Annotated in this window: 25 protein-coding genes and 1 riboswitch; of the genes, 7 read left to right on the forward strand and 18 right to left on the reverse strand. The window is 61.6% G+C overall.

The window, feature by feature from the left end:
* Positions 1-71 precede the first annotated feature (71 nt).
* The 5 genes from ltaE to rnd all read right to left on the reverse strand — a co-directional run bounded on the left by ltaE (position 72) and on the right by rnd (position 4,400).
* On the reverse strand, positions 72-1,076 hold the full coding sequence (gene ltaE / locus ALTERO38_RS09415) for a low-specificity L-threonine aldolase (RefSeq protein WP_159968221.1): 1,005 nt from the start codon (positions 1,074-1,076) through the stop codon (positions 72-74).
* A gap of 63 nt (positions 1,077-1,139) precedes the next feature.
* The gene (locus ALTERO38_RS09420; protein ID WP_159968222.1) at positions 1,140-2,366 is read right to left on the reverse strand and encodes a hypothetical protein; all 1,227 of its coding nucleotides are present in this window, start codon (positions 2,364-2,366) and stop codon (positions 1,140-1,142) included.
* 52 nt (positions 2,367-2,418) lie between these two features.
* A complete protein-coding gene (locus ALTERO38_RS09425; RefSeq protein ID WP_102836411.1) occupies positions 2,419-2,868 on the reverse strand; it encodes a YcgN family cysteine cluster protein in 450 nt (149 codons plus the stop codon).
* Between the two features lie 117 nt (positions 2,869-2,985).
* Complete coding sequence (locus ALTERO38_RS09430) at positions 2,986-3,279, reverse strand: YcgL domain-containing protein (protein ID WP_159968223.1); 294 nt, start codon at positions 3,277-3,279, stop codon at positions 2,986-2,988.
* Entirely contained in the window at positions 3,276-4,400 is a 1,125-nt protein-coding gene (gene rnd, locus ALTERO38_RS09435; protein WP_159968224.1) for a ribonuclease D, read from the reverse strand. Before rnd ends, ALTERO38_RS09430 begins: the two co-directional genes overlap by 4 nt.
* Positions 4,401-4,546: 146 nt before the next feature.
* Here rnd and ALTERO38_RS09440 point away from each other — a divergent pair, with 146 nt between their 5' ends.
* Both ALTERO38_RS09440 and ALTERO38_RS09445 read left to right on the forward strand, forming a co-directional pair.
* Positions 4,547-5,392: a sulfurtransferase gene (locus ALTERO38_RS09440; protein ID WP_159968225.1), complete on the forward strand. Its 846-nt coding sequence runs from the start codon at positions 4,547-4,549 to the stop codon at positions 5,390-5,392.
* 174 nt (positions 5,393-5,566) lie between these two features.
* A complete protein-coding gene (locus ALTERO38_RS09445; RefSeq protein ID WP_159968226.1) occupies positions 5,567-6,847 on the forward strand; it encodes an OmpP1/FadL family transporter in 1,281 nt (426 codons plus the stop codon).
* A 39-nt stretch (positions 6,848-6,886) separates the two neighbouring features.
* Here the strand turns inward: ALTERO38_RS09445 and ALTERO38_RS09450 are convergent, their stop codons facing one another.
* The gene (locus ALTERO38_RS09450) at positions 6,887-7,435 is read right to left on the reverse strand and encodes a glutathione peroxidase (protein ID WP_159968227.1); all 549 of its coding nucleotides are present in this window, start codon (positions 7,433-7,435) and stop codon (positions 6,887-6,889) included.
* A 151-nt stretch (positions 7,436-7,586) separates the two neighbouring features.
* Between ALTERO38_RS09450 and ALTERO38_RS09455 the strand changes: the two genes are divergently transcribed.
* Genes ALTERO38_RS09455 through modC form a run of 4 tightly spaced genes read left to right on the forward strand, consistent with a single transcriptional unit; the run spans position 7,587 to position 10,941 of the window.
* On the forward strand, positions 7,587-8,399 hold the full coding sequence (locus ALTERO38_RS09455; protein WP_159968228.1) for a TOBE domain-containing protein: 813 nt from the start codon (positions 7,587-7,589) through the stop codon (positions 8,397-8,399).
* 8 nt (positions 8,400-8,407) lie between these two features.
* A complete protein-coding gene (gene modA, locus ALTERO38_RS09460) occupies positions 8,408-9,160 on the forward strand; it encodes a molybdate ABC transporter substrate-binding protein (RefSeq protein ID WP_159968229.1) in 753 nt (250 codons plus the stop codon).
* Positions 9,161-9,163: 3 nt separating this feature from the next.
* Positions 9,164-9,853, forward strand: a complete 690-nt coding sequence (gene modB / locus ALTERO38_RS09465; protein WP_159968230.1) for a molybdate ABC transporter permease subunit — start codon at positions 9,164-9,166, stop codon at positions 9,851-9,853.
* The gene (modC, locus tag ALTERO38_RS09470) at positions 9,850-10,941 is read left to right on the forward strand and encodes a molybdenum ABC transporter ATP-binding protein (protein WP_159968231.1); all 1,092 of its coding nucleotides are present in this window, start codon (positions 9,850-9,852) and stop codon (positions 10,939-10,941) included. The genes modB and modC overlap by 4 nt, the downstream gene beginning before the upstream one ends.
* Before the next feature lie 9 nt (positions 10,942-10,950).
* Here modC and ALTERO38_RS09475 read toward each other — a convergent pair whose 3' ends face one another.
* The 12 genes from ALTERO38_RS09475 to btuB are packed head-to-tail and all read right to left on the reverse strand — an operon-like array spanning position 10,951 to position 22,255.
* On the reverse strand, positions 10,951-11,682 hold the full coding sequence (locus ALTERO38_RS09475; RefSeq protein WP_102836140.1) for an adenosylcobinamide-GDP ribazoletransferase: 732 nt from the start codon (positions 11,680-11,682) through the stop codon (positions 10,951-10,953).
* Complete coding sequence (cobC, locus tag ALTERO38_RS09480) at positions 11,667-12,260, reverse strand: alpha-ribazole phosphatase family protein (protein WP_159968232.1); 594 nt, start codon at positions 12,258-12,260, stop codon at positions 11,667-11,669. Before cobC ends, ALTERO38_RS09475 begins: the two co-directional genes overlap by 16 nt.
* Positions 12,257-13,306: a nicotinate-nucleotide--dimethylbenzimidazole phosphoribosyltransferase gene (gene cobT / locus ALTERO38_RS09485; protein WP_102836138.1), complete on the reverse strand. Its 1,050-nt coding sequence runs from the start codon at positions 13,304-13,306 to the stop codon at positions 12,257-12,259. Before cobT ends, cobC begins: the two co-directional genes overlap by 4 nt.
* Positions 13,303-13,824, reverse strand: coding sequence for a bifunctional adenosylcobinamide kinase/adenosylcobinamide-phosphate guanylyltransferase (gene cobU / locus ALTERO38_RS09490; RefSeq protein ID WP_159968233.1), 522 nt, complete (start codon positions 13,822-13,824; stop codon positions 13,303-13,305). The genes cobT and cobU overlap by 4 nt, the downstream gene beginning before the upstream one ends.
* A complete protein-coding gene (locus ALTERO38_RS09495; RefSeq protein ID WP_159968234.1) occupies positions 13,817-15,289 on the reverse strand; it encodes a cobyric acid synthase in 1,473 nt (490 codons plus the stop codon). The genes cobU and ALTERO38_RS09495 overlap by 8 nt, the downstream gene beginning before the upstream one ends.
* Positions 15,286-16,278 (reverse strand): threonine-phosphate decarboxylase CobD, encoded by a 993-nt coding sequence (gene cobD / locus ALTERO38_RS09500; protein ID WP_159968235.1) that lies wholly within the window; start codon positions 16,276-16,278, stop codon positions 15,286-15,288. The genes ALTERO38_RS09495 and cobD overlap by 4 nt, the downstream gene beginning before the upstream one ends.
* Positions 16,271-17,182: an adenosylcobinamide-phosphate synthase CbiB gene (cbiB, locus tag ALTERO38_RS09505; RefSeq protein ID WP_159968236.1), complete on the reverse strand. Its 912-nt coding sequence runs from the start codon at positions 17,180-17,182 to the stop codon at positions 16,271-16,273. Before cbiB ends, cobD begins: the two co-directional genes overlap by 8 nt.
* Positions 17,179-17,829 (reverse strand): 5,6-dimethylbenzimidazole synthase, encoded by a 651-nt coding sequence (gene bluB / locus ALTERO38_RS09510; RefSeq protein ID WP_159968237.1) that lies wholly within the window; start codon positions 17,827-17,829, stop codon positions 17,179-17,181. The genes cbiB and bluB overlap by 4 nt, the downstream gene beginning before the upstream one ends.
* Entirely contained in the window at positions 17,826-19,121 is a 1,296-nt protein-coding gene (locus ALTERO38_RS09515) for a cobyrinate a,c-diamide synthase (protein ID WP_159968238.1), read from the reverse strand. The genes bluB and ALTERO38_RS09515 overlap by 4 nt, the downstream gene beginning before the upstream one ends.
* Positions 19,122-19,164: 43 nt before the next feature.
* Positions 19,165-19,776 carry a cob(I)yrinic acid a,c-diamide adenosyltransferase gene (cobO, locus tag ALTERO38_RS09520; RefSeq protein WP_159968239.1) on the reverse strand — a complete coding sequence of 204 codons (612 nt, stop codon included), beginning with the start codon at positions 19,774-19,776 and terminating at the stop codon, positions 19,165-19,167.
* The gene (locus ALTERO38_RS09525) at positions 19,773-20,342 is read right to left on the reverse strand and encodes a hypothetical protein (RefSeq protein ID WP_159968240.1); all 570 of its coding nucleotides are present in this window, start codon (positions 20,340-20,342) and stop codon (positions 19,773-19,775) included. The genes cobO and ALTERO38_RS09525 overlap by 4 nt, the downstream gene beginning before the upstream one ends.
* 38 nt (positions 20,343-20,380) lie before the next feature.
* Positions 20,381-22,255, reverse strand: a complete 1,875-nt coding sequence (btuB, locus tag ALTERO38_RS09530; RefSeq protein WP_159968241.1) for a TonB-dependent vitamin B12 receptor — start codon at positions 22,253-22,255, stop codon at positions 20,381-20,383.
* A 109-nt stretch (positions 22,256-22,364) separates the two neighbouring features.
* A riboswitch (cobalamin riboswitch) is annotated at positions 22,365-22,583 on the reverse strand.
* Positions 22,584-22,742: 159 nt separating this feature from the next.
* Between btuB and ALTERO38_RS09535 the strand changes: the two genes are divergently transcribed.
* On the forward strand, positions 22,743-23,546 hold the full coding sequence (locus ALTERO38_RS09535; RefSeq protein ID WP_159968242.1) for a metallophosphoesterase: 804 nt from the start codon (positions 22,743-22,745) through the stop codon (positions 23,544-23,546).
* The last annotated feature ends 24 nt before the right edge of the window (positions 23,547-23,570 follow it).

A 23,570-nucleotide genomic window follows, 5' to 3' on the forward strand; every position in this document is an offset into this window, starting at 1 on the left:
TATATCGGCCCTTTGCCGCGCGCATAGAGGATAAATAAGATTGAATCAAGCTATTCGACAGCGATTCGAACCTATGCCATGAGGAAGGCGGCGAAGGTTTCGAGAATTGGCTCGACATGCTCGGGCAATACGTCCATGTGCGTTACCAGCCGCAACCGAGGCGCCGCCGTGAGGACGATCCGGCGCCCCGAGCAAAACGCTTTGAGCGACGCCGCACGATCGCCCATATCGACGTACACCATGTTGGTCTGGACCGGCTCGACCCGATAGCCCAGCGCTACCAAGCCCCCGGCAATGTCATGCGCCCGCTGGTGATCCTCGGCGAGGCGCTGCACCTGGTGATCCAGCGCGTAGAGCCCTGCCGCTGCCAGCACGCCGGCCTGACGCATGCCACCGCCGACCATTTTACGCAGCCGCCTAGCCTTGGCGATAAAGGCTTCCTCACCGCATAGCACCGAACCGACAGGCGCACCCAACCCCTTCGACAAACACACCGACACCGAATCGAAATGGCGGCCGATGTCTTCAGCCGTGCAACCCAACTTGACCACCGCATTGAACAGTCGAGCACCATCCAGATGAAGAGCAAGCCCACGTTCCTGCGTGAACGCTCTTGCCTCAGCCAGGTAGGCGAGCGGCAGGACCTTGCCATGCATCGTGTTTTCAAGAGTTAGCAAACGCGTGCGGGCGAAATGGAAGTCGTCCGGCTTTATCGCAGCCGCGACGCGTGCCAGATCCAACGAACCATCCGGCTCCATCTCGACAGGCTGCGGCTGGATCGAGCCAAGCACCGCGGCGCCGCCTGCCTCGTACTTGTAAACGTGGGCCAACTGTCCGGCGATGTACTCGTCGCCCCGCTCGCAATGCGACATCAGCGCCAATAGATTGCTCATGGTTCCGCTGGGGACAAACAATCCAGCCTGCAACCCCAGCTGCGCCGCCAGCCTCTGTTCTAGCTGGCGTACCGTAGGGTCCTCGCCATACACATCATCGCCGGTGACGGCCTCCAGCATGGCCTCGCGCATCCCCGAGGTCGGCTGCGTGACCGTATCGCTGCGCAGATCAATCAGATTCATCAAGGATCCTTACCCGAATGGATTCGTCCACAGGTCACACGCGCCTGTGCAGCCTGGACGACCTTAGCGCAACAACCGAGTATCCAGAACCTTCGAGCCACCACCCAGCATGGTTTCGGTGATATTGATGAAGTCGTCGGTGGTTACCCGGTCCAGGCGCATCAAACCCCGCGCAACGTCATCCAGTGAGTGGCGACCCTTGCTGCGCTGGCGGATCTCCCGGTCAAGCTCCTGTAGCAGCAGCACAGCTCTGGCTGTGATCGGGCCACTGGATCGCTCGGTACGCAGACTATCGACCTTGCGACTCCATTTGGTCAGGTGCTCCCTGACCGCCTGGTAGCGATCCTCGCTCATGCCGCCGGCGCGGCGCATCAGTTCGATTGCGTAGTACTCGGCCAGCCCTTCGCTGATCCAGTCACTGCGGTCTGCATCGGAGATTCGGCTGAACACATGAACCAGCTCGTGCACCAGCGAACTGGTGCCATTCTCACTGACCAATGGCCGGTCGGCGTGCATGAACAACGAGTTAGGGCCAGACAAGCCGCCCCGCCACATCGGGTCACCAGCCCCGACAACCAATAGTTTTGCGGGATCGCGCGGGAATACATTCTGCATTTCAGGCCAGACGAAGGTTAGCAAGGTGAGGATATCCATCCTGCGCAGCCCCTCGCCCACCGGACCTGACACCGATACATCAGTCTCGCCCAGTCGGGCACGGCGACTGCCAAGCTTGCCGGCGAGAACCCAGCCGGTCGGACGATCAAAAAGGCGCTCGGGATTGTCGATGCGGAAGCGATTCTTGCCGATACGTGGCCAGCCGGTCTCTACGCTCTTCCAATCTGCCGGCAGCTCGAACTGCAGTCGAGAAACCAGCCTGACGCCATCCTGCTGGTCAAGCCGACCGGCAGGCACCAGATCGTCCCCGCGCAGCAATGCCCAGTCGTCGGTCATACGCGCATCGAAGCGGCCGCTTTTGCGCTGATGACTGATCTTGACCCGGTAATTCAGCCGCGCCTTGCCAGGCGCGGGCCGCCAGACACCGCGACCACCCTGCTGCTCCCAGCTGCTTTCGCCATCGGTTTGAAAATCGCTGTAGGCACCTTCCCCGCCGAGATTCAAATCGAGAAACTTAACGGCGCTGCCATCCTCAAGGAGGAGCTCCACTTCTGCCGCATCCTGTTCGGGAACGAACTTGACGGTGTAGTCCAGATCGACCCGTTTGGCCGCTTGAAGTGGCGTCACGAATGAGAGCAACAGAACGGCAAGCAGCGGTAACTGACGGCGGGGCATCGAGCGGCTCCAGATTGGGTTCAGTGCTATGACGACGCGGGTCGATGTAGATTCAACCGGCCCGGAATATCAGATGATCTTCCCAGTCTTCGTCAGCCACGGAGCCTTCGGCGATCATACGGCCCGACTGGGAAATTCGCTCGGCATGTACGGCATCCGGATCGCCACACACCAGATGATGCCAAAGCGGAAGATCCTTGCCTTCAGCTACGAGGCGATAGCCACAGGTTGGCGGCAACCATTTGAATTGCGCCGCGTCTTTAGCTGTCAGTTGGACACAGTCAGGAACACTGGCACGGCGATTGGGGTAGTCAGTGCATCGACAACTTTTCAGATCAAGCAGTTTGCAGGCGATCCGGGTGTAATAGACGCTGCCATCCTCTTCATCCTCGAGCTTTTGCAGGCAGCACAGGCCACAGCCGTCGCACAGCGACTCCCACTCGGCCGCATCCAGCTCGGCCAGAGTCTTGCGCATCCAGAAGGGTTCGACTTTTGCCGCCATGAAAATAGCCATCTCAAGGAAAGTTGCGAGTCTAGCCACTGCCGAGGAGCTGGCCAAGCACGTGGAAGTTCGGAGCGGTTAAGTCAGCGCTAAGCCGACCGAAGGCCGCCCAGAGCTCTACATCGGATCATTTCGCCGGAGTAATTCTTCCGGCAAGTGCTCGATATAGTCCTCCTCAGGAGGCGGCATCTGCAGGTGATAACCTTGTTTCTCAAGGTTATCGAGCACCGTCGCAATGTCCTCCTGCGCCAGCTTGCGTTCAGGCGTAAGGACGATATCAAAGGCAAGCTGCGGCGGGCCGAAGGCCGCAAGCAGGGCTTCAGGGACCCGGGCGAGCGCTTCGCTGCGCTCGACGTACAGGTACATCCCGCTCTTGCGCGGGCTTCTATAAATGGAGCAGATGCGTTTCATGATTTCTCTTCCAGCACTTCGAGAAGGGCCTGCCCCATTCGTTCACGACGCCAACCACGCAGCGAATCAGGCAGTTCGTAAGGACCGTCGGGATATCCGGTTTTCAACAAGGCTTCCAGCACCTTCTTGCGCAGCATCAGTTCCGGTGCGATGTCCATGACTTGGGCTTCCCGCTGACCGACAGCACGTAGTTTTTTCAGCAGTCCCGACGCATCGAGTGGCAACGGCTCCGGTAAAGATTGCGGCCAGTCCTGCTCGGGCGTAGAGGCGGCCGTACGGATCAGTTCGAGCAAAGTCTCGCCATCCTGGCGCACCGTGCGCGGGTGCATGTCATCGATACGCGCCAGGCTTACAAGATCAGTCGGCTGGGTGCGCGCCAACGGCCACAGGCTGTGCTCACGTAGCACCCGATTGCGCGGCTGATTACGTGCTCGCGCCTGCCGCTCACGCCAGGCCGTCAGGACTCGCAGCACTGCAAGCTGACGCGGCTTGAGGCGCCACGCCTGTTTGACCTCACGGTAGGCTTCGTCAGGATCGGTTTCACGCTGCAGATTGGCGACCAGCTCCGCACCGTCCTCCATCACCCAGGCACGCTTCTCCTCGGACAGCTTTGGCAGCAGCGCCTCGTACAACTCCGCCAGGTGCTGTGCGTCTTCGGCTGCGTAGCGCACTTGCATCTCGCTCAACGGCCGCTGAAGCCAATCGGAACGAGTCTCGCCTTTCGGCAACTCGATGTTCAGCACGCTCTGCACCAACCGCGAGTAGCCCATTGAGAATCCGATGTTCAGATAGCCAGCGGCCAGTTGCGTATCGAACAACGGCACCGGCAGGCTACCGGTAAGCCGCCAGAGAACTTCCAGATCCTCGCTGCAGGCATGCAGGACTTTCACAACCGACGGGTCCGTCAGCAGACCCGCAAACGCAGACCAATCGGTAATCAGCAACGGGTCGATCAGATAGGCACAACGCCCGTCACCGACCTGCAGCAGCGCGGCGATCGGGTAAAAGGTATCGACCCGCATGAACTCAGTGTCCACCGCTACATAAGGCAGCTGGCGCCACTCGGCACAAAGTCGGGTCAGCTGCGCATCATCCAGCACCCATTGAGTTTCGATGGCCACTAGGCCCTCCTTGTTGTTCGGTGTTACGACCGACGAGCGGGCGAAAAGGCACGCAGTATATATCGCGTCCCGGTATTCGCAGCGCATTGATCGGCCACGCCGGCCTGCGTGATAACGTTCCCGCAAAATCCGCACGGAGACCTGCCATGCCGCTTGCTCAACTGATCGACCCCGCTAAACTGACCGCACGACGCTCGGAGCCAAACCTGTGCATTCTGGATTGTCGGTTCGCGCTCGAAGACGCTGATCAAGGTAGGCGCAGCTATGAGCAGTCGCATATCCCCGGGGCGCGCTTTCTCGATCTGGAAAAGGATCTCTCAGGCCCAGCAGTTAGCGGCCAGACCGGTCGACATCCGTTGCCGCAGCCGGAGCATCTGATCGCGCGCCTTCGCGCTGCAGGTCTGAACAACGACAGCGAGGTCGTGCTCTATGACGACGGCCCTGGCGCCTTCGCCGCGCGGGCATGGTGGCTGCTGGCATGGGTAGGCAAACGCAGCGGTGTTTATGTGCTGGATGGCGGATTCAAAGCCTGGTGTGAGGTTGGCGGGCTGGTAACCGAAGAATCGGCAGATCGTCAGCCCGGCCAGTTCGACGGCACGCCCGACGACGACCTGCTGATCTCTGCACAACAACTGACGGAACGCCTTGGGCAGCCAGGCCTGACCTTAATTGATGCTCGTGCCCTACCCCGATTTCTCGGCGAGCACGAACCGATCGACCCCGTGGCTGGGCATATTCCTGGCGCTCGCTGCGTGCCGTTCACTGAAAATCTTGACGCCATGGGGCACTTTCTCTCCCCCGACCAGCTGCGCTCTCGATTCGATCGACTACTGACCAATCAGCCAGCAGAGACCGTGGTTGCTTATTGCGGATCTGGCGTAACGGCCTGTCATAACCTGTTTGCCCTGTGTCTGGCCGGCCACCCACTGGCCAAACTGTATCCAGGCTCATGGAGCGAGTGGATCACCGATCCTGCACGCCCTGTAGCCTGACCCAAGCAGCGAAATATGACTGCATGGTCAATTTAGGCCCAACGGCTTTTATCGGCTATTCAGCCGTTTATCGGCGCCGATCGTCGCGCTTTACGAAAAATTGCACTCTTTCGTTTGCGGCTAATCAGAGAAGCTTGATAGGGTCCGAGCCGCTTTTTCCCCTGGAGTACAACAATGAAAAAAACATGGTTGAAGACCGCGATTGCAGTAGCCGTAGGCGCCCTTTCCACTCAGGCCATGGCTGCCGGCTTCGCCCTTAACGAACAAAGCATCAGCGGCATGGGCACCTCATTTGCCGGTCGCTCTTCTTCTGCCGATGATGCCACCACCCTCTTCGGCAACCCTGCTGGGATGTCACGCCTTGACCGTGAACAGGTCAGCTTTGGTATGGCGGCAATTAACGCAAAGACGGATATCAACGACACCAGCAGTTTTCCCGCCAGCGGTAGCAACGACGGCGATATGGTCCCTGTCACCGCGGTCCCGATGGGCTACTACGTCAAGCCGCTGGACGATAAATGGGCGGTTGGCGTTGGTGTGTACGTACCCTTCGGCCTGATTACCGACTATGAGAGCGGCTTCGAAGGTCGCTATTTTGGGGATTACAGTGAAGTCCGTGTGATCACCGTACAGCCCACCGTCAGCTATCGTTTCAACGAAAAGCTTTCGGTCGGCTTCGGCCCAACGATCAACCGGATCGACGGGCAACTTGAAAGCGCGGTCCCGCCAGCCACCCCCGGCGCGACAGCCGATAGCCGCGTCAAGATCAAAGGTGACGACACGGCTTTGGGTTTCAACGTTGGCGTACTGTACGAGTTCACCCAACACACTCGCGCTGGCATTACCTACCGTTCCAAAGTCGACTACACCCTCGAAGGTGATACTCGAGTATCTGGTAACGACCCAACTCTGGCCTTCATAGGCGCGTACGGCGAATACGATGCGTCGCTGGATCTCGAAACGCCTGAATCTATCGACGTCTCGATTACCCACGAATTGAACGATCAGTGGACCCTATACGGCGGCGCGATGCTGACCCGCTGGAGCCGTCTCGAGTCAATTATTGTCGAAAATGGCGGTGTCGCAGCAGGCCCGGCCACCGCTGCCTTTGGCACCATTGAGGAAGAGCAGGACTGGCACGACACTTGGTCCTACGCACTCGGTGCAGCATATAAGCTGAACAAGCAGTGGACGCTTCGTACCGGCCTGGCGTTCGACCAGAGTCCGACCAACAACACCCACCGCTCACCACGCATCCCGACTGGCGACCGCACTGCGGTGAGCTTCGGTCTGGCCTGGAACCCTACCGACGACATGACGGTTGATCTGGCCTATTCCTACCTGTGGGAAGAGGACACCAAAATCCAGCAGACTAGCGCAACTCGTGGCGTTTACAACGCCACCTACGAAAACAGCGCTCACGGTTTCGGCGCTGCCATGACCTACCGCTTCTGATGCACCCCGCCCCGACCGCTCGGTCGGGGCATCCCTCCGCTACTTTGCCAACGCCTTTTCCACCGCAGCGATCAGCTCTGGATCGTCCGGTTCAACTTTGCTCGAGAAGTAATCGACCACCTTGCCGTTGCGATCGACTACATACTTGTAGAAGTTCCAGCGCGGGGCCCCGCCGGCCTGCTCGGCCAGCTCGCGAAACAACGGGATTGCATCGCCGCCACGCACAGGCTGTGTCTGCGTCATCGGAAAGGTCACGCCGTAATTGACGTAGCAAACCTCAGCCGTCTCCGCCGCATCGTCTGACTCCTGAAAGAAGTCATCGGACGGCACGCCAAGAATCATCAGCCCATCATCTTTGTAGCGCTGATACAGCGCCTCCAGCCCTTTGAACTGAGGGGCGAAGCCGCAAAAGCTGGCGGTATTGACCACTACTAACGCCTTGCCCTGAAACTGCTCACAGAGATCGATGATTTCCTTTGATCGCAGCTTCGGAAGCTCATGCTGAAGCAACGCTGGGCACTGCTCGGCCGCTGCAGGACTAGCCACTAAAAGCAGCGCAAGTGAGGCGGCAATCCATTCGATTTTCATAACAGAGCTCCAGGTGGAATCGAAGCCACGCTACTCCCGTGTCACGCCGGGAGCAACGGTGTCTATCGGCCAAGACCAGGGCCACCACAAAAACGCTATATACAACTCTATATAGCGCTTGCCAGAATGGTCACCCCGACCGGAGCCGATCATGAGCGATCCCAGACAATTCGAGCCATTGCGCATTGACGGACAACTCTGGTTCAACCGTGGCGAAAAAGGCTACCTCGGCGGCAAACGCATCGAGCTGCTCGAACAAATCGAGGCTACCGGATCCATTACCCGGGCTGCCAAGGCCATCAATCTCAGCTACAAGGCGGCTTGGGATGCGGTGGATGCGATGAACAACCTTTCCGAGCGCCCACTGGTAATGCGCAGCGCAGGCGGCGCTAAAGGCGGCGGGACGCAACTAACCGATTTCGGTCGAGAGATGCTGCACATCTGGCAGCGCATGCAGCACGAGTACGAACGCTTCCTGGCACAGGTCGCCCAGGGTATCGATGGATTCGAAGATTTCGACAAACTACTTCGGGCGATCGCGATGAAAACCAGTGCACGCAACCAGTTCCGCGGCCGCATCACCCAAGTTGAAAGAGGCGCGGTGAATGGCAGCGTCAGCCTGGATATCGGCGACGGGCAAACCATGACCGCGACGCTGACCAACGACAGCATCGACGAGCTTCAGCTCACGACCGGCAAGATAGCCATGGCGCTGGTTAAAGCTAGCTTCGTCCTGCTGTCGCCCGATCCAGAGGTGAAAATAAGCGCCCGCAACCGCTTGAGCGGGACAGTCAGCGCGATCACGCCGGGCGCGGTCAGCTGCGAGGTCAAGCTGCAGCTTCCCGGCAACCGCACGCTGAGCGCGGTCATCACCAACGAAAGCACAGAGGCGCTCGGATTAGCCGTAGGCCAGCCCTGTACGGCACTGGTCAAGGCCTCCCACGTAATAATCGCGGTAGATTGACGAAGATGATGAATCGAACCCGTATGACGCTCATCGCGGCTTTCGCTGCACTCACCCCCTTGATGGGCCTCGCTGGAGAAGTCCAGGTTGCGGTTGCGTCGAACTTCACCGCGCCCATGCGCGTCATCGCCGAACGATTTGAGCGAGACACCGGGCACAAGGCGCTGCTGGCCTTTGGCTCGACGGGCAAGCTCTACGCACAGATTCGCAACGGCGCGCCTTTCTCAATACTGCTGGCAGCGGATGAACAGGTTCCCGCCAGGCTGGAAGACGAAGGGTTGGGCGTCGCTGGAAGCCGCTTCACTTATGCCATTGGCACACTGGTGTTGTGGTCGGCCCAACAAGACCTCGTTGATGATCAGGCCGCCGTGCTCAGTGACCAAGCGTTTCGCCACCTGGCCATCGCCAACCCAAAGACCGCGCCCTACGGGGCCGCGGCTGTGGCCACGCTAAAAAAGCTGGGCCTGTCAGATTCGGTCCGGGGCAAGTTGGTGCAGGGCGAAAACATCGCACAAACACATCAGTTCGTTGCCAGCGGCAACGCCGAACTCGGCTTCGTTGCCCTTTCGCAGGTAGTTGAAGATGGAGTGATACGGCAAGGTTCAGGCTGGGTGGTGCCTGCCGCCTACCATCCACCGATTCGCCAGGACGCCATTTTGCTGAACAAAGGTCAGCACAACCCAGCGGCGCGAGCGCTGCTCGATTACCTGCAAAGCGCAGAGGCAGCCGAGGTGATCAAAGCCTACGGTTATGACCGGTAGGTGATGGAAATGCCCACTCTGGATGACGCCAGCCTTTCGGCCATCTGGCTAACACTCAAACTCGCCAGCGTCACCACCCTCCTGCTGCTGCTATTAGGTACGCCGATTGCCTGGTGGCTGGCGCGGACCCGCTCACGCCTTAAAGGCCCCATTGGCGCCGTGGTGGCGCTGCCTCTGGTGCTACCGCCCAGTGTGCTCGGTTTCTATCTACTGGTCGCGATGGGACCCAATGGACCCGTTGGGCAACTGACCCAGTCGCTCGGTCTGGGTGTCTTGCCGTTCACCTTTGCCGGCCTGGTAGTGGGGTCGGTTTTCTACTCGATGCCCTTCGTGGTGCAACCGTTGCAGAACGCTTTCGAAGCGATTGGTGAACGCCCCCTGGAAGCCGCGATGACCTTGCGTGCAGGGCCAGTGGACACCTTCTTCAGCGTCGTGTTGCCGCTGGCTCGGCCAGGCTTCGTAACCGCCAGCATTCTCGGCTTTGCCCATACAGTCGGCGAGTTCGGTGTGGTGTTGATGATCGGCGGCAACATTCCGGAGAAAACCCGCGTGCTGTCCGTGCAGATCTACGATCACGTCGAAGCCTTGGAATATACCCAGGCACACTGGCTCGCCGGCGGGATGCTGCTGTTTTCCTTTCTTGTACTGCTCACGCTCTATGCGAGCCCCATTCGGCAGGGGTGGCGCGGATGACCAGCAACCCGAGCGGGATCCATGCTCGCCTGCGCCTGACCCATCCAGGCTTCACGCTGGACGTCGATGTCGAACTACCGGGGCGAGGTGTTACCGCTCTGTTCGGTCCTTCGGGCTCGGGCAAGACCAGTTGCCTGCGTTGCATCGCCGGGCTCGAACGCGGCAGCACGGGCGCGCTGATGGTCAACGGCGAGCGCTGGCAGGACTCAAGCCGTGAGTGGTTTATGCCACCGCACCAGCGCGCCATTGGCTACGTGTTTCAGGACGCCAATCTTTTTGCCCATCTGTCTGTCAGAGGCAATCTCGAATTCGGCATGAAGCGCATCCCGGCGAGGGACCGGCGCGTCGCTTGGGATCAGGCTGTCGAGTTGCTGGGTATCGAGCACCTCTTGGAGCGCATGCCGGAGCGGCTTTCCGGTGGAGAAAGGCAACGGGTCGGCATCGCGCGCGCCCTGCTTACCAGTCCTCGCCTGCTGTTGATGGACGAGCCGCTGGCTGCGCTCGATGTGAAGCGCAAACAGGAAATCCTGCCGTACCTTGAACGTCTGCACGACGAGTTGGATATCCCCCTGCTCTATGTCAGCCACGCGCCAGACGAAGTGGCGCGACTGGCTGACCACCTGGTCCTGCTCGATGAGGGCAAGGTGGTGGCGCAGGGAGCACTTCATGAAACCCTGGCACGCCTGGATCTGCCGACCGCGTTCGGTGAGGATGCTGGCGTTGTCATCGAGTCGGAAATTACGGGACACGACCTGGATTATCACCTCACTCGCCTGACGTTTCAGGGCGGTGATGTGCTGGTGGCGCAGCGGAGCGAAGCGGTCGGGCATCGGCTGCGCTTTCGCGTCCATGCGCGGGATGTCAGCCTGACGCTGGAACGTGCAGAGGGCACCAGCATCAGCAACCTGCTACCGGTGCAGGTGGATGAAGTCGTCAGTGCCGATACGCCCGCGCATGTCCTGGTCCGTCTAAATGCCCAGGGCACACCGCTGCTGGCTCGCATTACGCGGCGCTCGGCCGACCAGCTCGGCGTCATCGAAGGTAAAGCGCTTTGGGCGCAGATCAAGACAGTCGCTCTGCTGGGATGAGGTGCCTGGCTAGCCCAGCAGCGCCAGACCAACCAGCACCGCGCATTCCACCAGTTCCAGCAAAGCTCCGGCAGTGTCGCCTGTGGTTCCGCCCAGACGCCGGACCAGACTACGACGCACTAGCATTCCAACCGCCGCTGCGACCCCCAGCGCAAGCCAGCCACTGGCTCCCATCAGCACGCCAGCAAGCACGATCAGCGCCAGTACGAACCGAGCCTCTGAGCGCGGCATGTGCTCGGCTAAGGCTTGGCCCAAACCACCCGGCCGCACATAGGCGGTGGTAAGAAACAGCCCCAACATTGCGCTTCGCCCCAACAGTGGTACTGCCAACAGCATCAACAGGTTGCCTTGCTCAAGCAGCGTCCATAGCGCGACGAATTTCAACAGCAGCAATAACACCAGCACGGCGACCGCAACCGGACCGCTGCAGGGGTCTTTCATGATCGCCAGGGTTCGTTCCCGGTCGCCGAATCCGCCCAGCCAGGCATCCGCGCTATCGGCCAGGCCATCGAGGTGCAACGCACCGGTCAGCCAGACCCACGCGGCTAACAGCAGAGCAGCTTTTAGTGGCGCCGCCGCATTGCCAAGCGCCATGCCGAGGAAGCAGAGCATGCTGCCCAACAGCAACCCAACTAACGGGTAATACAGCAGGGATCTGCCGATCAACCGTGGCTCGGGGATGCTGTGCAGTCGCACCGGGAGGCAGGTCAGAAACTGCAGCGCAATCAGAAAGGGCTGCATCGTTCTTCCAGCCAGAGCGTGGCGTCGTTGAAACCGGTTCTCAGGCCGAACAACGCGCCATGACTGACCTCGACCTGCAACAGACATTCTCGCGGCAGACCACGGGCCTCTGCCAGCAGCAGCCGCATCACGCCCGCGTGGGTGACGAGTAATACACGTTCGCCCGCGCAACGATCGGTCAGTCGCTCGATTGCCGCCAGCACGCGCTTCTCAAAGTCCGCGACGGGCTCCGCACCGGGCGGAGTGAATCCGTACGGGTCGTTCCAGAAGCGCCCCAGGGCTTCGCTCTGATCGATCATCAGGTCGGCGGCGGTGCGCCCCTCCCAATCGCCAAAGTTCAGCTCGCGCAGGTCAGGCTCAAGATTGAGCTCAAGGGATTGTTGCTCGGCGAGTTCAGTTGCAAAGTCTGCGCAGCGGCGCAGGGGCGAACTGATGATTCGGTCCCAAGGCCCGGCACCGGCGACGGCGGCGCGCATCTGCTGCCAACCCTTTACGGTAAGCGCATCATCCAGCCGCCCTCGAAATCCGCCACCGGACTCGGTTTCGCCATGTCGCACCAACTCCAGCTGAACACTCATGAGTGCTTCGCCGCGACAGCAGCTTCGTCGAACGTGGCCATGCCGTCGTGAAGCGCGCAGGCCAGCCGAAGCAGCGGAACCGCCAGCGCCGCGCCGCTGCCCTCGCCTAGCCGCAGACCGAGATCCAGAAGCGGGCTTGCATCCAGGGCTGTAAGCACAGCGAGATGGCCCGGCTCGGCCGAGCGGTGCGCGAAGAGCAGCCAGTCACGACACGCCGGATTCAGCCGCACGGCGCACAACGCTGCCACACTGCAGATATAACCGTCGACCAGCGCGACGATTCCTAGCTGCGCGCAGGCAATATAAGCGCTGGTGAGCGCGGCCAGTTCGAAACCACCGACCCGCTGCATCCAGCCAAAGGTGTCGTGCGGCCCCGCATGCAGCGCCAGCGCCCGTTCGATGACTGCACTCTTTTGGGCAATACCAGCCGCATCCAGGCCGGTGCCTGGCCCAGCCAGTTCGTGAGGCGCGCAACCCAGCAAGGCGCAGGCCAGCGCCGCCGCAGTAGTGGTATTGCCGATGCCCATTTCGCCGCCAATGAACAGCTCGCTGCGCTGTTGTTGCGCCCGCAGCACAGTGTCGCGCCCAGCCTCCATGGCGAGCTGGCAGGTTTCGGCACTCATGGCCGATTCTCTGGTGAAATTGCGGGTGCCCGGCCCCAGCGAAAGATGGCGCACCCGAGGCAGCGACAACGGAGCCACCGTTCCCAGATCAATCACCTCCAGCATCGCGTCGAGCTGCTTGGCAAGCACACTGATCGCGGCGCCGCCGTTGACGAAGTTACCAAGCATCTGACCAGTGACCGATTGCGGAAATGCCGAGATACCTTCCTCGGCGACACCGTGATCTCCGGCAAAAATGGCGATGAAAATACGCTGAACCGAGGGTCGCTCGCGCCCTTGCAAAGACGCCAGCTGGGGGATCACCGAGTCGATACGCCCCAGCGCACCCGCCGGTTTAGTCAGCTGAGCATCGCGCTGCTGTGCCGCCCGGCGTGCCACTTCGTCCGGTACCCGGCAGGCCTCCAACCACCACTGCGTGTTCAAAGCGCCACTCCTTTAAGGGTCATTGGCAAGCCCGCCACGGTAAAGATCACCCGCTGACAACGCTCGGCGAGGGCTTGATGTAACAGGCCGGTTTCATCGACATAACGGCGGGTCAGCTCGCCCAGCGGCACCACACCCAGCCCGGTTTCATTGCTCACCATCAGTACCCGTCCCGGCAGCTCATGAAGACACTCGAGCAAGGCATCGCGCTCCTCAACCAGGCGACTCGCGTCGTCCAGCATCAGCAAATTGGTGAGCCATAGTGTCAGGCAGTCCACCAGCAGGCAGCGATCCGCACGGGCGTGTTCGCGCAGTATCGAAGCCAGCGCCAGCGGTTCTTCAATCAGCCTCCAGCTGGCAGGGCGCCGGGCACGATGATGAGCGATGCGCTCGCTCATCTCGCCGTCAAGCGGCTGGCTCGTGGCGATGTAGGTGACCGCCAGGCCACTTTCAACGGCAAGCCGCTCGGCCAACCGGCTCTTTCCGGACCGCGCCCCACCAAGGATGAGCTCAATCATGCCCCGTCTCCCTTGATAACCCGCAGAGCGCCAACAGCTGCGAGGCGTCCAGATGCTTGTCCACCAGATCCGCCAGGCGCTCGATGTCGCGTTCGCGCAGTGCCTGGTAATCGACCCGCTGCGCCTTCTCCAGCCCGGCCCAGCGCAACAGTGACTCGCAAGCAGCGGGAGACTCGAACAGGCCATGGAGGTAGGTGCCGAGCACCTGACCATCCTCGCTGATCGCACCATCACCGCGCCCCTCTTCGAGTCGTACGGCAGCACGCTCCAGTGCCGGTCCGTCACTGATGCCCGCGTGAATCTCGTAGCCGGTGATGTCGGCGCCATCAATCGCCAGTCGACCCCTGACGTTGCGCAGCTGCTTGTGCGCAGCCAGCGTTGTGGAGAACCTCAGCAGTCCCAGCCCGTCGCTTTGCCCAGCCGGTCCTTCCAGCCCCAGCGGGTCGGCAATTGCGTCGCCCAGCATCTGCAGGCCGCCACAAATCCCCAGCACCTTGCCGCCGTAGCGCAGATGCCGCTGGATCGACGGCTCCCAACCTTGCGCGCGCAGCCATGCGAGGTCCGCGCGCACGCTTTTTGAGCCCGGCAGAATAATCAGATCGGCAGATGGCACAGTTTGCCCCGGCCCGATAAAGCAGAGATCAACCTGCGGATGCAAACGCAGCGGATCGAAGTCGGTGTGGTTGCTGATACGCGGCAACACCGGCACCACCACTTTCAGGGTCTGCTCGCTCTTCGCCGACTGACGCACGTCGACGGCGTCCTCTGCTTCGAGGTGGAAATCCATAAGGTAAGGCAGCACCCCGAGAACGGGCTTGCCCGTGCGCTGCTCGAGCCAGTCGAGGCCCGGCTGCAGCAGCGCAATATCACCGCGAAAGCGGTTGATCACAAAGCCTTTGACCCGTGCTTGCTCACTTGGGCTGAGCAATTCCAGTGTCCCGAATAGATGCGCTAACACTCCGCCCTTATCGATATCGGCGATGAGGATCACCGGGCAGTCCACCTTTTCGGCAAAGCCCATATTGGCGATATCGTTGGCGCGCAGATTGATCTCGGCCGGCGAACCCGCGCCCTCGACCATCACCACCTGATAGCCATCGCTGAGGCGCTTGTGCGACGCCAGCACCGCCTCCATCGCCACGCGTTTGTAGTCGTGATAGGCCACCGCATCCATGTTGCCGACGGCCCGGCCGTGAATGATCACCTGCGCGCCAACATCGCTGTTGGGCTTGAGCAGGATTGGATTCATGTCGGTGTGCGGCGGCAATCCTGCGGCCTGGGCCTGCACTGCTTGCGCGCGGCCGATTTCGCCCCCGTCGGCGGTAACTGCGCTGTTCAGCGCCATGTTCTGCGGTTTGAACGGCACGACGGTGATGCCCTTTCGCTTGAGCCAGCGACAAAGCGCGGTCACCAGCGTGCTCTTGCCAGCGTCGGAGGTTGTGCCCTGAACCATCAAGGTGCTCATGTGCGTACCGCCTGATAGCTGATCAGCGCCCGGGTCAGCCGCGCCCATCCGGCTTCGTCCGCCGGCAGCCCGAAGCGCACACTCGACGGATACAGGAAGCGACGCACCAGAATGCCCTGGCAGGCCAGAAACTCATGGAGCATCGTGGCTTCCTCCGTCATAACCCAATGAAAAAGCCCGCAGCCCCCGGTGGGCGGCAACCCCTGCTCTGTAAGCAGCTGCGCCAGTCGCTCGCTATCGCCTCGCAAGAGCTCGCGTTGACGGTGCTGCCCCTCACGATCACCAAGCAAGACGGTACCGATGAAACGTGACGGGCCGGCAATCGGCCATGGCCCAAGGGCATCGCCGAGCACGGACAGCAAGCCTTGCTCCGCCAGCACGAAACCCAGCCGCGCACCGGCCATGCCGAAAAACTTGCCGAACGAGCGCAAGACGATCAGCCCTGGTAAGTGGCTATGCGGGGCCAAGCTGTGAGACGGGGTTGGGTCCATGAAAGCTTCGTCGACAATCAGCCAGCCACCACGCTCGGCAAGACGGCCATGCCAGTCGAGTAATTGCTCCGGTGGCAGCAGACGTCCGGTGGGATTATTCGGGTTGACCACAACCAGCACGTCGAGACCGTCGAGGGCCCGCGGCACGCTGCCCTCACTGAATTCACTGAGGCGGTGCCCTTCCCGACGCCATGCCGCTGCGTGCTCTGCATAACAGGGCGAGACGATTCCGACCTGCAGCGGCCCGCGCAGGCGCGGCAACATTTGGATCGCGGCCTGGGAGCCGGCCACTGGCAGTAGCGAGGTGGCACCGAAATAGGCCTGTGCGGCGGGCTCCAGTTCGTCTTCTGTTTCCGGCAGACGCCTCCAGGCTTCGGCGGGAATGGCCGGCAGATCGAAACCGTAAGGTGCGATGCCAGTGGAAAGATCCAGCCAATCCTGCAGCGGAATATCGAAATGCTCGGCCGCCCTGCGCAGCCTTCCTCCATGCTCAAGCACTCAACCAGTCTCCAAACAACAGCACCAACAACCACAGACCGACGCCCGCCCAGACCATGTCCAGTGCGCGTTCGATGTCGCGCGCCTGAGGCGCTTGGCCCTCGCCAAGCACGGGTCTGTGGTGCAGCTCGCCGTGGTAGACCGCCGAACCGCCCAACGCCACGCCCAATGCCCCCGCCCCGGCAGCCATCACGGGCCCGGCGTTGGGGCTGTCCCACAGCGGCGCCTGGGTGCGCCAGCAACGCCAGGCTCGGCGCGTCTGGCCCAACAAGGCATAGGTCAGCGCAACCAGCCGGGCAGGTATGAAGTTGAGCACGTCATCGATACGCGCCGCGGCCCAGCCGAATCGCTCGAAGCGCTCATTGCGGTAGCCCCACATGGCATCGAGCGTATTGCTCAGCCGGTACAGAACCACGCCCGGCGCGCCCGCCAGCACGAACCAGAAAAGCGCGGCGAATACCGCATCGCTCCCGTTCTCCAGTGCCGACTCGGTCGCCGCCCGGGCGACGCCGTGCTCGTCGAGGTCGCGTGTATCACGGCTGACGATGAAACCGACACGCAAGCGCGCCACGGCCAGGTCACCCTGTCGCAGCGCACGGGCAACCGGCAGCAAATGGTCGCCAAGACTGCGCAGACCCAGAGCCATATAGAGCAAGCAGATCTCAACCAGCCAGCCAACGCCCGGCAATGAACCGAGTAGCCACGCCAATCCCGTAAGCGGCAGCACGGCGAGGCACCAGGCAGTTACGCCGTGGCTGCGCCAACCGCGACCGTCGGGCCCGTTGAAGTGACGCTCGAGCCGGTCAGCCAGCGTGCCGAATGCAACCAGCGGGTGACCGCGACGCGGTTCGCCGAGTGCCGCATCCAGCGCAACCCCCGCTAAACAGCTTAGGGCCACGCTCACGACTGCTGATCCCAGTAATTATCGAACAGCAACTCGGAGAGTTGTTGCGGCTGGGTCCAACCTTCGAGCGCGAGCATTGGCGCAGGGTAGAACTCAGCCACCGGGCCAAGGCAAATCACCGCAACCGGCTTGGCCCCCGTGGGCATCTGCAGCAGATCGGCTAGCGCTTGAGGATCGAAAAGCGATACCCAGCCCATGCCCAGCCCTTCAGCCCGCGCAGCGAGCCAGAGATTCTGGATCGCACAGGCAGCCGAAGCGAGGTCCATGTCCGGCATTGTGCGACGGCCAAACACATGGGCCTCGCGACCCTCCATCAACGCGACGACCAGCAACTCAGCGCAATCGTGAATGCCCTCAACCTTGAGCTTCATGAACGCCTCGCCACGCTCGCCCAGCGCATCAGCGGTCAGGAGTCGCTCCTCCTCGACCAGATCGGCAATGGCGCTTCGCAATTCAGGAAGGCTGATACGCAGAAAACGCCAAGGCTGCATCAAGCCCACGCTGGGCGCCTGATGCGCGGCTTCGAGCAGGCGCGCCAGCAGCGCCGGGGCGACCTCGCCTCCGTTGAAATGCCGCATGTCGCGACGCTCGCCAATGGCCCGGTAAACTCCGGCCCGCTGCTCGTCGGTGAAGGCTGAATCGTTCATGGACAGAGCATTGCCGCAGCCGCGCGGAAATCGGACGGCATGTAGAAGTGAATATAGGAAGCCGTCAGCCGACCCTGTCGGTACACCGCCTCAGCCGTTCGTTTGTAGTTCGGGCATTCGCCTCTCGCCAGTGGCTGCATTGGCGATTCGAGCGAGGAATGGTGAAAGGTGTGGCCGCGCAGGCGTCCTTCCGGCAGCTGCACCTCCTGCAGCGCCAGTGCGGTAAAGCGCATCTGCATCTGCGCTTCGCCAGGAATCAAGCCGAGCATGCTTTCCCGGATTCCGTCCTGGCCGGTCAGGCCGTCGAGCAGATAAAGCATGCCGCCACATTCGGCAAGCATTGGCTTGCCTGCATCGTGATGAGCGCGTATCGCCTCTGCCATCGCATGGTTGCGGCTCAAGGCTCGCAGATGCAGCTCCGGGTAGCCGCCAGGCAAGTAAAGGCTATCCACAGCAGGCAAACGGGAAAATCGCAGTGGTGAGAAGAACAGCAGCTCCGCGCCCAGCGCTTGCAACAGATCGAGATTTGCCTGATAGACAAAGGAAAAGGCGGCGTCACGTGCTACACCGATACGCACCCCGCTCAACAGTTTCGGCAGTGTCTCGGGTGCCGGTGGCGGAAAGCTGATCGCTGCTGGCAGGCTGCAATCCGCGCTCGCCGCCAGGGAGTCGGCAGCCGCGTCGAGTCGGGCGTCCAGATCGGCCAGTTCCTGCGCCTGTACGAGACCCAGATGACGGCTGGGCAGGCCAACGGATTCAGCGCGCGGCAGGGCGCCGAACCAGCCAAGATTCTCAGGCAGGCAGTCCCGAAGGATTTCACCGTGTCGGCTGCTACCGACCCGGTTGGCCAACACACCGGCAAACGGCAGATCCGGCTGATAACTGGCCAAACCGTGGGCGAGCGCTCCGAAGGTCTGTGCCATCGCCGAACCATCGACTACCGCCAGAACCGGTACTCCGAACTGGCGCGCCAGATCCGCTGCCGAGGGCGTGCCATCGAACAGTCCCATGACCCCTTCGATAAGAATCAGATCGGCATCGCGCGCCGCTTCCCAGAGCAGGCGGCGACTTTCGGCCTCGCCCACCATCCACAGGTCGAGCTGATAAACCGGGTGGCCGCTGGCGCGCGCCAGCACCATGGGATCCAGGAAATCCGGACCGCACTTGAATACACGCACCCGTTTACCTTGACGGGTGTGCAAGCGAGCCAGGCCAGCCGTTACCGTGGTTTTACCCTGGCCTGAGGCGGGTGCGGCTATCAGCAAGGCCGGGCAATGATGCGACGTGTTCATCGCCCGCCTCCGCCTCCAGCAGCACACACCCTTAGCTCAAGCGTCAAAATTCGATCCCCTTCTGCGCTTTCACACCCGCTTTGAAAGCATGCTTGACCAAGCTCATTTCAGTCACGGTGTCGGCGGCTTCAATCAACCCCGGCGGCGCGCCGCGGCCGGTGACCACCACATGCTGCAACAGCGGTCGCGACTCGATATCAGCCAGCACCGGATCAAGCTCCAGGTAACCGTATTTGAGCGCGATGTTCAGCTCATCCAGCACCACCAGGCCAATCTCCGGATCGGCCAACAGTTGAGCCGCGACGCTCCACGCCTCCTTTGCTTTGGCGATATCACGCTGGCGGTCCTGGGTTTCCCAGGTGAACCCTTCGCCCATCACGTGGTAGCGAACCTCGTCGGGGAAGCGTCGGAAGAAACTCTCCTCGCCGGTGCTGGCAGCGCCTTTGATGAACTGCACCACGCCAACCTTGATACCGTGGCCGAGGGCACGAGCCACCATGCCAAAGGCCGAGCTGCTCTTGCCCTTGCCATTGCCGGTGTGGACCAGCAGCAGACCGTACTCGTCCTGCGCTTCGGCAATCTTCTCGTCTACCACGGCTTTTTTACGCTGCATGCGCGCCTTGTGGCGGGCATCGCGCTCGCTGGATTCACTCATGCGCGAGCGCCTTCGCGCTGTGCAGTCCAGGCACGCAGCCCGACGAACAAGACCGCAGCGGTGCCGACATACAGCGCCAGATTGCCCAGGTAACGGGGGTAGTAGGTGCCGATGCGCTCAGCCAGCTGCGCCAGGCTCGGTTCCGGATAGCGGCCGGAGAAAAACAGGAAACCACCGCCGGAAAACAGGTAGCACACGAAGGCGCTGAGCACCACGACGCCCGCCAGCAACGCCAGGCTGCTCAGTTGGTCACGGTGCAACCGCGCATACATCCGTCCGCCGAACCACAGGGAGCCGTAGGCAGGCACAAGCATCCAGTAAGCCGGTGACATGCAATAACTGCTCACGCCCTGCCATTGGATGGCGGCGAAATCCAGCAGCGACGCCTCGACAAACAAAGCCGGAAACACCCAGCGCGGCGCCAGCAGCACACCCGCCAGAAAGAACACCGCCCATGAAGCGCTTGGCAAATTTACCGAGGCGAAGTGTTGGCCACGGGTCATAGCCATCAGCACCGCCAGCGCAATACCGACAGCCAGTTGGGCTCTTGGGGACAGTTTTATCATCGGTGTTCTCCTTTGGGACAACGCGCCAGCGGGCGCGATTAGAGTGCCTGGTAGCGGATCGTGAAATGGATCGCGCGGCCTGGCTGTTCATAGGTCTGGGCGGTTTCGTAATCGCGGTCGAACAGGTTGCTCAGCTTTGCCTGCAGTCGCCAGGCATCATCGAGACGGTACTCACCACGCAAGTCTACGAGGGCGTAGCCGGGCAAACGCTCGGCTTCGGTATTGCTGGATTTGTCGAAACGCTCACTCGCTGCGTACAGCGTTGTGCCGACAGCAAAGCGGCCAATGGCACGGTCCAGGTCCACATTCAGCGTCCGTTTGGCGCGCCGCGGCAGCAGATGCCCGTGATTGGCTTTGCTACGGTCCTGTGGGTCTAGGACGGTCACCGAGGTGACGACATCCCAGCCCAGCAGCTCGGTGCCGACCACGCCTTCTATCCCGCGAATGCGCGCCACATCGACGTTCTGCGGCTGCATTGGACTGCTGCCACTCCAGATGATCAGGTCCTCAATCTGATTTTCGAACGCGTTGAGGCCCCACTCGCCCCATTGCTGCTCACCCTTCAGGCCCAGCTCATAGCTCTGCGACTCCTCCGGCTGCAGGTCGGGGTTGCCGGCAGTGAAGCCGGTGTCCGGCGCGTAGAGATCGTTGAAGGTGGGCGCCTTGAATGCCGTGCCGTAGGACGCGCTCAGTATCAGGTTGTCACGCAGGTCATAGCTCCAGCCGAGATTGCCGGTGTCATGGTTGCCGAACTGCTCGTTGTCATCGCGACGCAGGCCGGCCAACACGCCGTGACGGCCGAAGCGGCCCTGGTACTGAAGATAGGCGCCTTTGTTGTCGCGCGTGTCGACCGCATAGTCGTCCGTCACGTCGATGCGGTCTTGCTGGTAGTCGAAACCAAGGGTTAGCAGCTGATCTTCAGCCACGCTGAAGTCATTCTGCCAATTGAAAGAATCGCGCTTGGTATCGAAACGCGAATAGAAACGACCGTCGCGGAAGTTGTCGGTGTTGTCTTCGCTATGCCCGGCCTGCAGGGTGACCAGCCATGGATCGATCGGCGTGAATCGTGCCCGGCCGCCTATGACTTGCTGGCTGCCGTCGCTGTAGGCAAAGCGGCCCGTAGCACCCGAAGTGGACCGAGAGTCGTAGTCGCTGTGAGTGTCGACGTGCAGCCAGCTGCCATCCAGCACCAGTCCACTGTCGAAGCGGTAGCCGCCGCGCAAGGCGCCCGACAGCTCACGATAACCGTCGGCATCAGCTTCATAGGCGCGAGGCGAAGTGGGCCGATAGGCTCGCGAATTGATGCCGTCGGTTGACGCGCTCGCCACGCCGAGATTGAACCAACCGGCACCCTGGCTACCGGATATGCCGGCGGTACCGTCAAAGCTGGAGCGACTGCCCGCGCCTGCGGAGAAATAGGGTTTGAACCCTTCGCCATCGCCGCGCCGCGTGAAGATCTGCATGACCCCACCCACCGCTTCCGAGCCGTACAGGCTGGAACGCGGACCGCGGACGAGTTCGATACGCTCGATCTGCTCGACCGGTATGTTCTCAAGCGACGCACCGCCCGATGTGGCCGATCCGATTTTCACCCCATCAACCAGAACAAGCAGATGCTGGCTGCTGGTACCGCGCACATAGACCGAAGAGGTCTTGCCGCGTCCGCCGTTGGAAGCGACGTTGACGCCAGCCAGGCCGCGCAGCAGTTCAGGAACGCTCTGCACCTGACTGCGCACAATCTGCTCGCGAGTAATAACGCTGGTGGAGGCAATCGGGCTGAGCACCTGCTCGGTCCGCGTGGCCGTGACCACCTGTTCGTTGAGATTCAGCGGCTGTACCGGCTGAGCATGGGAAAGCGAAGCATAGCCAAGCAGCACGAACGCTGCCGAGGTGTTGAGGGTCTTGCAGGTCAAGTTCAGGTCTCCGTCGTGCCCGCCGCACGACAACAGTCGATAAGGGCAGACGGAGAATGCGAAGGGAGCGCAGGTGCAAGCAGCCGCACCCCGATCAGCGCCCGCCGCACTGCCGTGGAATGCGACAGGCCGGTCTCCGGGCTTGCGAGCGGATGCCTTGCATCCTGGAACCGCAGCCTTCCCATGCCTGTGGCACAGTGGCTGTGAGCGGTGTCCTGTCTCGCCTACCGTTGCGGGGGCAGCGCCGGAATCTTCATCGAATGAACCGGCTTCCCTGTTTCACCCCTCTGGCGTTTCGCCAGGGGGCACCTGAAGCAGCGCGGAGGGTAGTCCAAGGCCCTGCGCAGCGCAACCGAAAGCGATCAGGACCCGAGCCAGAACAGGTTTCGGGAGCGCTGCTTGCGATTTACCGGAACGCCGGGCGCCGATTGGCTTCGAATGCAACAATGCCACCCGTCACAGACATCAGACGAGAAGACAGCCACCCATGACCAGCATCGTGCAGATCTCCGACACTCACTTCGGCACCGAACAGCCCGCCGTCGTGCAAGCCATGGAAGACCACGTGCGCGAGCACGGCGCGGACCTGCTGATCTTTTCCGGCGACATCACGCAGCGCGCCAGGGCTGGACAGTTCGCAGCTGCTCAGGCCTTCGTGCAGCGCCTGCATGGGCATGGCATCCCGAAGGCGCTAGTGATCCCGGGGAACCATGACATCCCGCTGTATAACGTCTTTGCGCGTTTGTTCATGCCCTACCGCAACTACCGTCGCCACTTTGGTGACGATCTGGAGCCGACCTTCGAAAACGACGAGATGCTGGTCATCGGCCTCAACACCACCCACCCCAGGCGCCACAAGGATGGACTGGTGACCGACAAGCAGGTGCATGCGGTTGCCCGGCGCCTCAAGCAGAGCGACCCGAACAAGATCCGTATCGTGGTGGCGCACCAGCCCTTCGGCGCGATGGTGCTGAGCGATCTGAGCAACCTTCAGCACAACGCAGATAATGCGCTGCACCGTTGGGCCGATGAAGGGTTGGATCTGGTAATGGGCGGGCACATCCACCTGCCCTATGTATTGCCCTTGTCCAAGCAGTACACCGCGCTGTCTCGCGAGATCTGGATGGTCCAGGCAGGCACCACCCTCTCATCACGCGTACGCGGCACCTCTCCAAACTCGTTCAATCGGTTGAAGCTGCACCCGGGCGCTGACAAGAAGGTCTGTGTCGAGCGCTGGGATTTGCTCGATGATCAGTTCGTGCTCGGATCGCACTTCAACCTGCATTGGTAAACGCAGCAGCTCACCCACCGGTTC

The organism is Pseudomonas sp. 9Ag, from assembly GCF_902506445.1.
In the GTDB taxonomy this organism is placed as follows: Bacteria; Pseudomonadota; Gammaproteobacteria; order Pseudomonadales; family Pseudomonadaceae; genus Stutzerimonas; species Stutzerimonas stutzeri_AB.